Origin of the sequence: Burkholderia sp. Tr-20390 (assembly GCF_017104595.1) — a bacterium.
GTDB lineage: Bacteria > Pseudomonadota > Gammaproteobacteria > Burkholderiales > Burkholderiaceae > Burkholderia.
The window spans coordinates 1-12,314 of sequence record NZ_JAAGPC010000115.1; the positions used below are offsets into that span (position 1 = coordinate 1).

Sequence of the window (12,314 nt, forward strand, 5' to 3'; positions counted from 1 at the left end):
TAGCCTCGCGGAGCGCCTCGACACCGACGGCGAAGCCGAGATCGCGCTGCCCGATGCCGACCATCGCGCGTGGATCCGGCGCGAACCGGCCGGCGTCGCCGCGCTGATCGTGCCGTGGAATTTTCCGATGGTGACGACCGCGTGGAAGCTCGCACCCGCGCTCGCGGCCGGCTGCACCGTCGTGCTGAAGCCGTCCGAGATCACGCCGCTGCCCGAGCTCGAACTCGCCGCGATCGCCGCCGAAGCGGGGCTGCCGCCCGGCGTGCTGAACGTCGTGACGGGCACCGGCCACGCCGTCGGCGCCCGACTGTGCGCGCATCCCCGCGTCGCGAAGCTGTCGTTCACCGGCAGCACCGCCGTCGGTGCGCAGGTCATGAAGACGGCCGCCGACACGATCAAGGGCGTCGGCCTCGAACTCGGCGGCAAGTCGTCGATCATCGTGTTCGACGACGCCGATCTCGATCACGCGGTCGAACTCGTCACGGGCGGCGGCCTGTTCAACGCCGGGCAGATGTGTTCGGCGACCTCGCGCGTGCTCGTCGCCGCGCCGCTCGCCGATGAACTGATCGCGCGACTCGCACGGCGCTTCGACGCAACCGTCGTCGGCCCGCCGTTCGCCCCCGGCGTGCAGATGGGCCCGCTGACGAATCGCGCGCAATACGAACGGGTGAAACGCCACATCGCGCAGGGCCAGGCCGACGGCGCGCGGCTCGTTGCGGGCGGCCATGCTCCCGACGGCCCCGGCTATTTCATCCGACCAGCCCTGTTCGCCGACGTGCCGGCCGACAGCTCGCTATGGTGTGAAGAAATCTTCGGACCGGTGCTGTGCGTCCGCGCATTCGACACCGAGGACGAGGCGATCGCGGCCGCCAACGACACCGAATACGGGCTCGTCGCGACCGTCGTCACGCGTGACACGGCGCGCGCCAGGCGGGTTGCCGACGCGCTCGAGGCGGGCGTCGTGTGGATCAACACGCCCCAGCTGATCTATCCGCAAACCTCATGGGGCGGCTACAAGCGCAGCAGCATCGGACGCGAACTCGGTCCGTTCGGGCTCGCCGCCTTTCAGGAGATCAAGCAGGTCATGATGCCGGCCGGCTGAGGTCGCCGCGCCATGCGTTTATGTCATGCCGCGCATGCGGATATTTCGTTTGTTGCGGAAATTTGACCTCCCTACAGTTCCTCCACACCCCGCGCCGCAGTCGGCGCCCGGCATCGAACCACCCGGCATCGTTCATCAGGAGACGGCCATGCAACACTTCAAGGCGGGCAGAAGGCAGGTGATCAAAACCCTCGGCACGGCGCTCGCTGCATCCGCCCTTCCGATGCCATTCATCAGTACTGCGAAGGCACAGACGAGCCGTTTCGCAGGCAAGACGCTGCGCCTGCTCACGTGGTCCGACGATACCGGTGCGGCCGCGCTGCGCAACATCGCGGAAAGCTTCAGCAAGCAGACCGGCGCACGCGTGATCGCCGATCGCGCGGACGGTACGTCGGGGATGGTCGCGAAGGTCAAGGCCGCGGGCGAGCGGCCGACCTACGACGTCATCACGCTCGCCGGCGTCGGCGCGGCCGGCCTCGCGGAAGCGGGCCTGCTCGCGAAGCCCGACCTGAACCGGCTGCCGAACCTGAAGGACGTCGCGCCGCAGTACCGCACCGGCGCGAACGGCTTCGGCATCGGCTACCTGCTGTGGTCGGACGGGTTGATCTACAACACGGCAACCGTGAAGAGCGCACCGTCGAGCTACGAGGCGCTGTGGGATCCGAAATATGCGGGCCGCCTGTTCCTGCCGCCGCCCGAGTGGGCAGAAGCGGTCGACCTCGCGATCATCGCGGCGAAACTGGCCGGCGGGTCGCAGCAGAACATCGATCCGGGATTCCGTAAGCTCGCGCAACTGAAGGACCGCGTGATGACCCTCGGCGAAAACCCGAACCAGGTCGCCGACCTGTTCCGCACGGGCTCGCTCGACCTCGGCGGCATCTATTCGCCCGCGTTCTTCCCGGACCAGATCCGCAAGCCCGACTACAAGATGGGCGTGACGTACGGGATGAAGGAGGGTTTCGCGACGCAGCTGATGTTCACCGTGATCCCGAAGGCGCACCCGGGCGACCTCGACCTGATCCACGCATTCATCAATCATTCGCTCGACGCCGGCGTGCAGGGCCGGATGGCGGCCGACGTGCTGAACGGCCCCGTGAACGGCAAGGCCGTGATTCCCGCGGAAAGCCGCGCGTTCGTGCCGTCGCCGCAGCAGATCGCGGAGAAAGCCGTGCTGCATGACGACAAGGCGCTCGCGGCCGTGCAGCCGGCGTGGATCAAGCGCTACACGGGCCTCTTCTCGGCGTAACGACATGGCCTCCCTGTCCTCTTCCCGAGACGCCGCGCCGGCCGCCGCCGGCACGGCCGGCGCGGGCGCCGATGCGGCCGCGCTGCCCGGCGTGCCGCCCTGGCTGCTGCTCGCGCCGATCCTCGCGTTCCTCGCGGTGCTCGCCGCCGCGACGGTCACGGTATTGCGCATGAGCGTCGGCGTGTCCGGCGACGAATGGCGGACCTTCACGCTGCAGAACTACCTCGACCTCGCGGATCCGTACTTCACGACGTCGTTGTGGCTCACGCTGCGCCTCGCGTTCCAGAGCATGGTGTGCGCGGTGCTGCTGGCGATCCCGGTGGCGCTCGCGATGGCGCGTACCGAATCGCGGCTCGCGCGCCGGTTGCTGCTCGCGGGCGTGCTGTTGCCGCTGCTCGTGAACCTGCTGCTGCAAGGCTATGGCTGGCTCGTGATGCTCGGCCCGGCCGGGTTGCTCAACCGCGCGCTGCTGGCCGGCGGCGTGATCGGGCGGCCGCTGCAGCTGCTGTACCGCGAGCACGGTGTGCTGCTCGGCCTGATCCAGACCGCGTTCCCGCTCGCCGTGCTGCCGTTGTCGAGCGCGCTGCGCGCGGTGTCCCGCGCCTACGACGAAGCCGCCGCGACGCTCGGCGCGAGCCGCTGGCAGACGCTGCGGCACGTGACCTTGCCGCTCGCGATGCCCGGCCTCGTCTCCGGCGCGCTGCTCGTGTTCGCATACAACGCCAGCGCGTTCGCGGTGCCGCTGCTGCTCGGCGGCCGGCGCGTGCCGATGCTCGCCGTGCTCGTGCACGACCAGGTCGCACCGCTGCTCAACTGGCCCGCCGCGTCGGCATCCGGTGTCGTGCTGATGGGTGCGACGCTCGTCGTGATGGCGGTGTCGCAGCGCCTCGTGCGCACCCTGCAACGTGCCGGCGAGGTGAACCGATGACTGCCCTGCTCCTGCGCGCGCCCATGCCCGGCCGCCTCGGACGCGTGACCGGCGCGCTCGCGACGCTCGTGCTGCTGCTCGCGGCGCTGCCGATCCTGACGATGATCACGATGTCGTTCGGCGCCTCGGGCACGCTCGAATTCCCGCCGCGCGAATTCAGCCTGCACTGGTATCGCGCCGCGTGGCAGACGTTCGTGTCGTCCGATGCCGGCAGCGCGCAATCGATGGGCGCCGCGCTGACGACGAGCCTCGTCGTCGCGGTCGCGACGATGCTGATCGCGACCGCCGTGTCGGTGCCCGCGGCTTACGCGCTGTCGCGCTACCGCTTTCGCGGCAGGACGCTCGTCGAGCAGCTCGTCGCGTTGCCGATCGTCTATCCGCTCGTGATGCTCGGCCTCGCGCTGCTGATCGTGTTCAACGCGCTGCCGGTCGAACTCGGCATCGTGCGGCTCGTCGTCGCGCACGTGATCCTGACGCTGCCGTTCACGGTGAAGAACTGCGCGGCGTCGGTCGCGTCGATCGGCCCCGATTTCGAGGAAGCCGCGTGCCTGATGGGCGCGAGCCCGCGCCGCGCGCTCGTCGACGTCGTGCTGCCGCTGATGCGGCCCGGCATCCTCGCCGGCATGCTGTTCGCCTTCATCGTGTCGTTCAACGAATTCACGGTGACGTTCTTCCTGTACAGCATCGACACGATGACGCTGCCGGTCTGGCTCTACAGCCGCACCGTCTCGTCGCTCGACCCGACCGTGTTCTGCTTCGCCGTGTTCACCGTCGCGATCGACTTCGCGCTGATCTGGATGCTCGAAAAACTCGTCGGCGACAAGGGTGTCGCGCTCTGACGCGCACGCCGCCTCGCCCTCGCCCGTGCAAGGAACCCTCATGACCCAGCTCATCCTCCAGAACGTGACGAAGCGCTTCCATCACGCGTATGCGGTCGATCACGTCGACCTGTCGGTGCCGGACGGCAAGCTCGTCTGCTTTCTCGGCCCGTCCGGCTGCGGCAAGACCACGCTGATGCGGATCATCGCCGGCCTCGAGACGCCGACCGCCGGCACGCTGACGTTCGCCGGCCGCGACCTCACGCACGTACCCGCCAACCGGCGCGACTTCGGCATGGTGTTCCAGTCGCTCGCGCTGTTCCCGCACATGACGGTCGCGCAGAACATCGCGTATCCGCTGCGGCTGCGCAAGACGGACAAGGCCGCGCAGGCACGGCGCGTGGCCGAGCTGCTCGAGCTGATCCAGCTGCCGCACATGGCCGACCGGCTCGTCACGCAGCTGTCGGGCGGGCAGCGCCAGCGCGTCGCGATTGCACGCGCGATCGCATCGTCGCCGCGCCTGCTGCTGCTTGACGAACCGTTGTCGGCACTCGACGCGAAGCTGCGCGAGGCGATGCAGGTCGAGATCCGGCTGCTCCAGCAACGGCTCGGCATCACGACGATCATGGTCACGCACGACCAGCGCGAAGCGATGACGATGGCCGACGAGATCGTCGTGATGGAAAAAGGCCGGATCCAGCAGGTCGGCCGGCCGCTCGACATCTATCGCGATCCGGTCAACGAATTCGTCGCCGACTTCATCGGCCTCGGCAACATCCTGCCGGTCGCGTGCGACGGCGACGACGCCATCGTGCTGCCCGGCGGGCAGCGTCTCGCGATCCGGCGCGCACCGGACACGCCGCGCGCGACCGACGCGGTGCGCCTGCTGATTCGTCCCGAGGATGTCTGCGTGCGCCCCGGCGAGCCGGCGTCGGCGCCGAATACGCTGGCGGGCACGATCACGTTCGTGCGCGACGTCGGCGCGTCGATCGAAGCGACGATCGACTGCCGCGGCTTCACGCTGACCGCCGCGACGACGCCGCGCGAGACGCCCGACCTCCACGTCGGCATGCCGGTGCTCGCGGAACTGCCCGCCCATGCCTGCAAGCTCATCGCCGCCCGCGGCGCCTGATTCCCCTGCTTTTCTCCCGCGCAGTCCCGCCCAGCAACGAGGATCTCACCATGAACGCAACGTCCCAAGCCACCCGCCGCGTGCAGCGCCTGCTCGCCCGTACCGTCCTCCTCTGCGCCTGCGCCGGCACCACGGCCCTTGCCGCGTTCGCGCCGCTCGCGCATGCCGACGCGCTCGACACGATCGCGAAATCGGGTGTCGTGCGCATCGGCGTGTTCGAGGACTACCCGCCGTTCGGCTCGATCGGCCCGGACATGAAGCCGCAAGGGTACGACATCGACATGGCGAACCTGATCGGCCGCGCACTCAACGCGAAAGTCGAACTCGTGCAGGTCACCGGCGACAACCGGATGGCGTATCTCGCCGATCGCAAGACCGACATGCTGCTGTCGGTCGGGCAGACGCCGGAACGCGCGAAGGTGATCGACTTCTCGAACGCGTATGCACCGTACTACCTCGCGGTGTTCGGCCCGAAATCGCTGGCCGTGAAGGGCAACGCCGATCTCGCCGGCAAATCGGTCGCGGTCGCGCGCGGCACGCTCGAGGATCTCAGCGTGAGCAAGGTCGCGCCGCCGAGCGCGACGATCAAGCGTTTCGACGACCCGAACGGCGCGATCGCGGCGTTCCTGTCGGGACAGGCGCAACTGCTCGTGGTCGGCAACGACGTCGGCGCGACGATCATCGCGCGCCATCCGTCGATCGATCCGGAGCAGAAGTTCTCGCTGTTCAGCTCGCCCGACCACGTCGGCCTGAACAAGAACGAGCCGCGCCTGATGCAGAAGGTCAACGACGCGATCGCCGGCGCCCGCAAGAGCGGCACGTTGAATGCGTTGTCGCAGAAGTGGCTGCACGCGGCACTGCCGGCCGACCTGTGATGCGCGCCGCCCCCGCTCCGCATTCACGACGAAAGGCATCGCGATGACCTACGTGTTCGACTTCAGCGACTTCGGCCTGTACGCCGGCCTGCTCGCGCGCGGCATCGGCGTGACGCTCGGCCTCACCGCGGCCGCCACCGTGCTGGGCGGCCTGATCGGCACCACCGGCGCGTGGGTCGCGCTCGCCGGCCCGCGCTGGGCACGCATGCTCGTCGCCGCCTATGTCGAGCTGATCCGCAATACGCCGTTCCTGGTCCAGCTGTTCTTCATCTTCTTCGGGCTGCCCGGGATCGGCGTGCACATCGACGAAGTGCAGGCGGCCGTGCTGGCGATGACGGTCAACCTGGGCGCGTACGCGGTCGAGATCCTGCGCGCCGGCATCGAATCGGTGCCGCACGGGCAGGTGCAGGCGGCGCGCGCGCTCGGGCTGCACGGGCGGCAGGTGTTCGGTCACGTCGTGCTGCCGCAGGCGCTCGCGAACGTGTACCCCGCGCTGCTCGGGCAGGTGCTGATCGTGATGCTCGGCTCGGCCGTCGTCTCGCAGATCTCGGTGCCCGACCTGACCTATGCCGCGAACTTCATCCAGTCGCGCAATTTCCGTGCGTTCGAGATCTACATCGTCGTGACCGCGATCTACCTGCTGCTGTCGATCGCGCTGCGCATGCTGCTCAATCGGATCGGCCGGCGGCTGTTTTCGGGCCGCATGCAGCGCGGCGCGGCGGCCGTGCCCCGGCGCGGCTGTTTTGCCCGCCTCGCATGGCGGGCCCGTTCCCCTGAAACCCGCCTGTCGACGGAGCGTGCACGATGATCGAATTCACCTTCCAGGACATCGCGTGGAACCTGCTGCTCGCCGCGCGCTGGACCCTGCTGCTGTCGCTGATCACGTTCGTCGGCGGCAGCGTCGCCGGGTTCGCGCTGCTGGCGATGCGCGTCTCGGCGTCGGCCGCGCTGCGTCGTTTCGTGATCCTGTACGTCGAGGTGTTCCAGGGCAAGCCGTTGCTGATGCAGCTGTTCCTCGGCTTCTTCGGGCTGCCGCTCGTCGGCATCGACGTGACGCCGTGGGTGGCCGCGTCGGTCGTGCTGACGCTGAACGCCAGCGCGTACCTGACCGACATCTGGCGCGGCTGCGTCGACGCGGTACCGCGCGGCCAGTGGCACGCGGCGGCCAGCCTCGGCATGACGTGGACCCAGCAACTGCGCTACGTGGTGTGGCCGCAGGCGTGGAAGATCGCGCTGCCGCCGACCGTCGGCTTCCTCGTGCAGGCCGTCAAGAGCACCGCGCTGACGTCGATCATCGGGCTGACCGAACTGACCAAGACGGGCAACATCATCACCAACGCGGTATTCAAGCCGTTTCCGATCTACGCGATGGTCGCGCTGCTCTACTTCGCGATGTGCTTCCCGCTGACGTGGTATGCCCGCGTGCTCGAAGGTCGCTATCGCGTCGCGAAGGCACGCTGAACCGGCGCCGCGCGCGCTTCATTACGATCCAGGAACTTCCATGATTTCCATCAGCAACGTTTCGAAGTGGTACGGCCCGTTTCAGGTTCTCACCGACTGCACGACCGAGGTCAGGAAAGGCGAAGTGGTCGTCGTGTGCGGCCCGTCGGGCTCGGGCAAATCCACGCTGATCAAGACCGTGAACGGCCTCGAGCCGTTCCAGCAGGGCGGGATCCTCGTGAACGGCCAGTCGGTCGGCGACAGGAAGACGAACCTGTCGAAACTGCGCTCGAAGGTCGGGATGGTGTTCCAGCATTTCGAGCTGTTCCCGCACCTGTCGATCACCGAGAACCTGACGCTCGCGCAGGTCAAGGTGCTCGGCCGCGGCAAGGACGAGGCGAACGAGAAGGGCCTGAAGCTGCTCGAGCGCGTCGGCCTGAAGGCGCATGCGCACAAGTTCCCGGGCCAGCTGTCGGGCGGCCAGCAGCAGCGTGTCGCGATCGCGCGTGCGCTGTCGATGGACCCGGTCGCGATGCTGTTCGACGAGCCGACGTCCGCGCTCGACCCCGAGATGATCAACGAAGTGCTCGACGTGATGGTCGAGCTCGCGCAGGAAGGGATGACGATGATGGTCGTCACGCACGAGATGGGCTTCGCGAAGAAGGTCGCCCATCGCGTGATCTTCATGGACCAGGGCGCGATCGTCGAGGACGACCGCAAGGACGATTTCTTCTCGAATCCTAAATCGGAACGCGCGAAGGACTTCCTCGCGAAGATCCTGCACTGAGCGATACCGTGGCGCGCCGTCGCGCGCCCGTTCCACCCCCACTCTCCCGATGAAACGACTTCCCTCCCTCAACGCGCTGCAGGTCTTCGACATCGTTGCCCGTCACGGCAGCTTCACGCGCGCCGCCGAGCACCTGTGCTTGACCCAGGGGGCCGTGAGCCGGCAGATCCTCGCGCTCGAGAGCTTCTATCAGTTCGCGCTGTTCAAGCGCACGCCCAAGGGGCTGACGCTGACGGCCGAAGGCGAACTCCTGTTGCCGACCGTGCGCGAAAGCTTCGCGCGCATCGAGGAGGTCTCGATGCGCCTGTCGCGCAGGCGGACCGAACTCGCCCTGAAGGTGCCGACCTGCATGATGCAGTGGATGCTGCCGCGCATCATGCGGTTCCAGGCCGAGCATCCCGAACTGCAGGTGCAGATCACCACCACCTGGGATCATCAGGTCGACTTCCGCATGGAGCCGTTCGACGCCGCGGTGATCTACGCGGCCGGCGCCGGCCCCGACATGCATGCGATCCCGCTGTTCGACGAACGGCTCACGCCGGTCTGCGCCCCGGGCCTGCCGGCGCGGCAGCCGCTCGCGAGTCTCGACGACCTGGCCGGTCACACGTTGCTGCATCCGACCCGCGATCATCGGGACTGGAAGCGGTGGCTCGACCATGCGGGCGCGCCGCACGTCGACTCGACGCGCGGCTTGAGCTTCGAAACGCTGGATCTCGCGACGCACGCGGCGATCGACGGCTACGGCGTCGCGATCGGCGACCGGACGCTCGCGGACGAAAGCGTGGCGGCGCACCGGCTGGTGATGCCGTTCGACATCTCGTTGCCGACGGGGATGGGCTACTACTTCGTGTATCCGGACGGTGCGGAGCAGCAGCAGAAGATCCAGCTGTTCGGCGGCTGGATCGCGGACGAACGCAAGGGCGCGTCGGGCGGCGCGCCTGCCCGCCCTGAAACCGCGATGCCCCCCGCCGCCTGACACATCGCGCCCCGTCGGGGCAAAAACTGCACCCGGCGGCAAAACGTCCCCTGAAACAGCTCGGTAAAGTGGCCGGCGGCCATGCGTCATGCATCACGGCCGCGCCAAAAAAATCCGATTCAGGAGACAAGCATGCAACGCATCACGAGATCAGCCATTCACCGATCGGCATGGGCCGCGTCGGGCACCGCGCTCACCCTGGGGCTGTTTGCCTGCGGCGGCGTCGACTCCTCTTCCCCGCCGGTCACGCAGCAGGACTTCGGCTACACGACGCTGAACCTGATCACCAAGGACGGCCTCAAGTTCAAGGACATGGACAAGAGCGGCCAGCTCGAACCCTACGAAGACTGGCGGCTGAGCGCAGAAGCGCGGGCACGCGACCTGGTCGGCCGCCTCACGCTGGCCGAGAAAGCCGGCCTGATGATGCACGGCACCGCGCCAGTGCTGAACGACACGACCGGTGCGGGCACCGGCTCCGCTTACGACCTGGCCGCGCTCAAGACGCTCATCAATCAGCGGGGCGTCAACACCTACATCACGCGCATGAGTGCCGATGCGCACACCATGGCCGTCCAGGCCAACCAGATCCAGACGCTGGCCGAGCAGTCGCGGCTCGGCATCCCGGTGACGATCAGCTCCGACCCGCGCAACCATTTCCAGTACACGCTCGGCGCAAGCGCGGGCAGCAGCGGTTTCTCGCAGTGGCCCGAAACGCTCGGCTTCGCCGCGATCGGCGATGCGGCACTCACGCGAAACTTCGGCGATATCGCGCGCCAGGAGTATCGCGCCGTCGGCATCACCGAAGCGCTTTCGCCGCAGGCCGATCTCGCGACCGAGCCGCGCTGGGCCCGCATCAACGGCACGTTCGGCGAGGACGCCGATCTCGCCCGCGCGCAGGTCCAGGCCTATATCGAAGGCTTCCAGGGCGGCAGCGACGGCATCCAGGCCAAGAGCGTCATCGCCGTCGTCAAGCACTGGGCCGGATACGGCGCGCAGAAACTCGGCTTCGACAGCCACAATTACTACGGCCGCTATGCGACCTATCCGGGCAACAATTTCGCCTATCACCTGAAGCCGTTCGAAGGCGCTTTCGCCGCCAACGTCGGCTCGGTCATGCCGACCTATTCCGAACCGGACATGACGGTGACGGTCGACGGCATCAAGCTGGAGCCCGTCGGCGGCGCTTATGACAAGGCGTTGCTGACCGACCTGCTGCGCGGGAAATACGGCTTCAAGGGTGTGATCCTGTCCGACTGGCTGATCGCCGACGACTGCGACGCGAACTGCATCAACGGCGTGTCGTCAGGGGCCCCGTCGTTCGTCGGGCTGGGCATGCCCTGGGGAATGGAGGGCGCGACCCGCGTGCAGCGCTTCACGCGTGCGGTCAACGCCGGCATCGACCAGTTCGGCGGCGACGACGATCCGAGCGACCTCGTCGACGCCGTCAACCGCGGGCAGTTGTCGGAAGAACGCTTGTCGGAATCGGCCTATCGCGTCCTGCTGCAGAAATTCCAGCAGGGCCTGTTCGACCATCCGTATGTCGATGCGGACGCGGCCGGCAAGATCGTCGGAAATGCCGACTTCCAGGCCCAGGCACTCGATGCGCAGCGCCGCTCGATGGTGCTGCTGCAGAACAACGGCAAGCTGCTGCCGATGGCGGCGTCGGGCAAGAAAGTCTGGCTGTACGGCATCGATCCCGCCGTCGCACGGCAATATGGTTATCAGGTCGTCGATACGCCACAAGCCGCCGACGTCGCGATTCTCCGCGTGAGCACGCCCTATCAGACGCTGCACCCGAACTACATGTTCGGCTCGATGCAGCATGAAGGCAGCCTCGCGTTCGTCGACGGCAGTGCGGACTACGAAGCCATCAAGCAGGCCGCGCTCGCACCGAAGTCGATCGTCTCGGTGTACATGGATCGCCCGGCGATCCTGACCAACGTGCAGGACAAGGCCACCGCGATCCTCGCCAATTTCGGCGTGACCGATGCCGCGCTGTTCGACGTGCTGACCGGCAAAGGTCAACCACAAGGGAAGCTGCCGTTCGAGCTGCCGTCGTCGATGGCCGAGGTCGCGGCGCAGTTGGAAGACGTGCCGCACGATACCGCGCATCCGTTGTATCCGTTCGGATTCGGTCTCACGTATTGATGCGTCGTCGATGCCGGCTCGCCGATCGGAGCCGGCATCGACTAGGGCCGTCGACTCGCGCCTGGCCGCTCGCTGGCGGCGACGCGAGCGTGCGCGGCGGCCGACGTTGCATCGAGGCGAAAGACCGGGTTCAGCAACGATCAAGCACGACGGCTACGGGCTTTACGCGTGCTTTCCGCTGCGACCCTGGACTCGTTCAGCAACATCTCCGCCGCCTGCCAGGCCCTTGCGGCAGCCTGCGAATCCCCGATCGCACGCGCATCCGCGGTCGCCCCGCTCAGTAACATCACGTACACGCCTGCCAGCTGCCGTGCCCGGCGACGCGGAACGATCTCGGCGAGCAGTTGCTCCATGAGGGCCAGCAAGTCGTCCCGATAGCGCACCGCCACGTCGGTCACCTTGGGGCAGGTCGCGCCGAACTCGGCCAGCGCACGCTCGAACAGGCAGCCCGCGAACGCCGGGCTGCTGAACCAGGTGCCGTACCAGTCGAAAATCCCCTTCAGGCGCGCAGCGGCGTGCGGCATGGGGTCGAGCTTCGCGGCGATGCTCTCCATGATGAAGGTGTAGCGCTGCTCCAGCACGGCCTTGATCAGATCGTCCTTGCCGGCGAAGTGATGGTAGAGCGTCATGCGGGCAACGTCCGCTTCGGCGATGATCCGGTCGATGCCGACCGGATGAAAGCCATGCAGGGAAAACAGCTCACCTGCCTTGTCGACCACCTGCTGGCGTTTGCTCGCGCGCATTCATGCATCTCCTGACTACAGGGCGGCATCTTAGCACCGCCGCCCGCACCGCTCCGTTCAGCCTGTCGGGCACGTGTGCCCGCTGCCGGATACCGGTTGACCAGGATGCGCGACCGGTA

Annotated in this window: 12 protein-coding genes; 11 read left to right on the forward strand and 1 reads right to left on the reverse strand. The window is 67.6% G+C overall.

Annotated features, from left to right (window positions below):
* From G3N98_RS26030 to G3N98_RS26080, 11 genes are all read left to right on the forward strand, one after another.
* Positions 1 to 1,102 (forward strand): aldehyde dehydrogenase family protein (locus G3N98_RS26030; protein WP_206149591.1); only part of this gene is annotated, 1,102 nt, incomplete at its 5' end.
* A gap of 148 nt (positions 1,103 to 1,250) precedes the next feature.
* The gene (locus tag G3N98_RS26035; RefSeq protein ID WP_089487450.1) at positions 1,251 to 2,348 is read left to right on the forward strand and encodes an extracellular solute-binding protein; all 1,098 of its coding nucleotides are present in this window, start codon (positions 1,251 to 1,253) and stop codon (positions 2,346 to 2,348) included.
* 4 nt (positions 2,349 to 2,352) lie between these two features.
* Entirely contained in the window at positions 2,353 to 3,276 is a 924-nt protein-coding gene (locus G3N98_RS26040) for an ABC transporter permease (RefSeq protein WP_241026085.1), read from the forward strand.
* Positions 3,273 to 4,115 carry an ABC transporter permease gene (locus G3N98_RS26045; protein ID WP_206149593.1) on the forward strand — a complete coding sequence of 281 codons (843 nt, stop codon included), beginning with the start codon at positions 3,273 to 3,275 and terminating at the stop codon, positions 4,113 to 4,115. Before G3N98_RS26040 ends, G3N98_RS26045 begins: the two co-directional genes overlap by 4 nt.
* 40 nt (positions 4,116 to 4,155) lie before the next feature.
* Entirely contained in the window at positions 4,156 to 5,226 is a 1,071-nt protein-coding gene (locus tag G3N98_RS26050; RefSeq protein WP_175238139.1) for an ABC transporter ATP-binding protein, read from the forward strand.
* A 50-nt stretch (positions 5,227 to 5,276) separates the two neighbouring features.
* Positions 5,277 to 6,101 (forward strand): transporter substrate-binding domain-containing protein, encoded by an 825-nt coding sequence (locus tag G3N98_RS26055; RefSeq protein ID WP_206149594.1) that lies wholly within the window; start codon positions 5,277 to 5,279, stop codon positions 6,099 to 6,101.
* Positions 6,102 to 6,144: 43 nt separating this feature from the next.
* Positions 6,145 to 6,909 carry an amino acid ABC transporter permease gene (locus G3N98_RS26060; protein WP_206149595.1) on the forward strand — a complete coding sequence of 255 codons (765 nt, stop codon included), beginning with the start codon at positions 6,145 to 6,147 and terminating at the stop codon, positions 6,907 to 6,909.
* Positions 6,906 to 7,562 carry an amino acid ABC transporter permease gene (locus G3N98_RS26065; protein ID WP_206149596.1) on the forward strand — a complete coding sequence of 219 codons (657 nt, stop codon included), beginning with the start codon at positions 6,906 to 6,908 and terminating at the stop codon, positions 7,560 to 7,562. Before G3N98_RS26060 ends, G3N98_RS26065 begins: the two co-directional genes overlap by 4 nt.
* A gap of 40 nt (positions 7,563 to 7,602) precedes the next feature.
* The gene (locus G3N98_RS26070; protein ID WP_089476651.1) at positions 7,603 to 8,328 is read left to right on the forward strand and encodes an amino acid ABC transporter ATP-binding protein; all 726 of its coding nucleotides are present in this window, start codon (positions 7,603 to 7,605) and stop codon (positions 8,326 to 8,328) included.
* 49 nt (positions 8,329 to 8,377) lie between these two features.
* Entirely contained in the window at positions 8,378 to 9,304 is a 927-nt protein-coding gene (locus G3N98_RS26075; protein WP_206149597.1) for a LysR substrate-binding domain-containing protein, read from the forward strand.
* Between the two features lie 132 nt (positions 9,305 to 9,436).
* Positions 9,437 to 11,452 (forward strand): glycoside hydrolase family 3 N-terminal domain-containing protein, encoded by a 2,016-nt coding sequence (locus G3N98_RS26080; RefSeq protein ID WP_206149599.1) that lies wholly within the window; start codon positions 9,437 to 9,439, stop codon positions 11,450 to 11,452.
* A gap of 140 nt (positions 11,453 to 11,592) precedes the next feature.
* On the opposite strand, the gene G3N98_RS26085 is transcribed toward G3N98_RS26080, so the two are convergent.
* Positions 11,593 to 12,195: a TetR/AcrR family transcriptional regulator gene (locus tag G3N98_RS26085; protein ID WP_089434126.1), complete on the reverse strand. Its 603-nt coding sequence runs from the start codon at positions 12,193 to 12,195 to the stop codon at positions 11,593 to 11,595.
* Positions 12,196 to 12,314 lie beyond the last annotated feature (119 nt).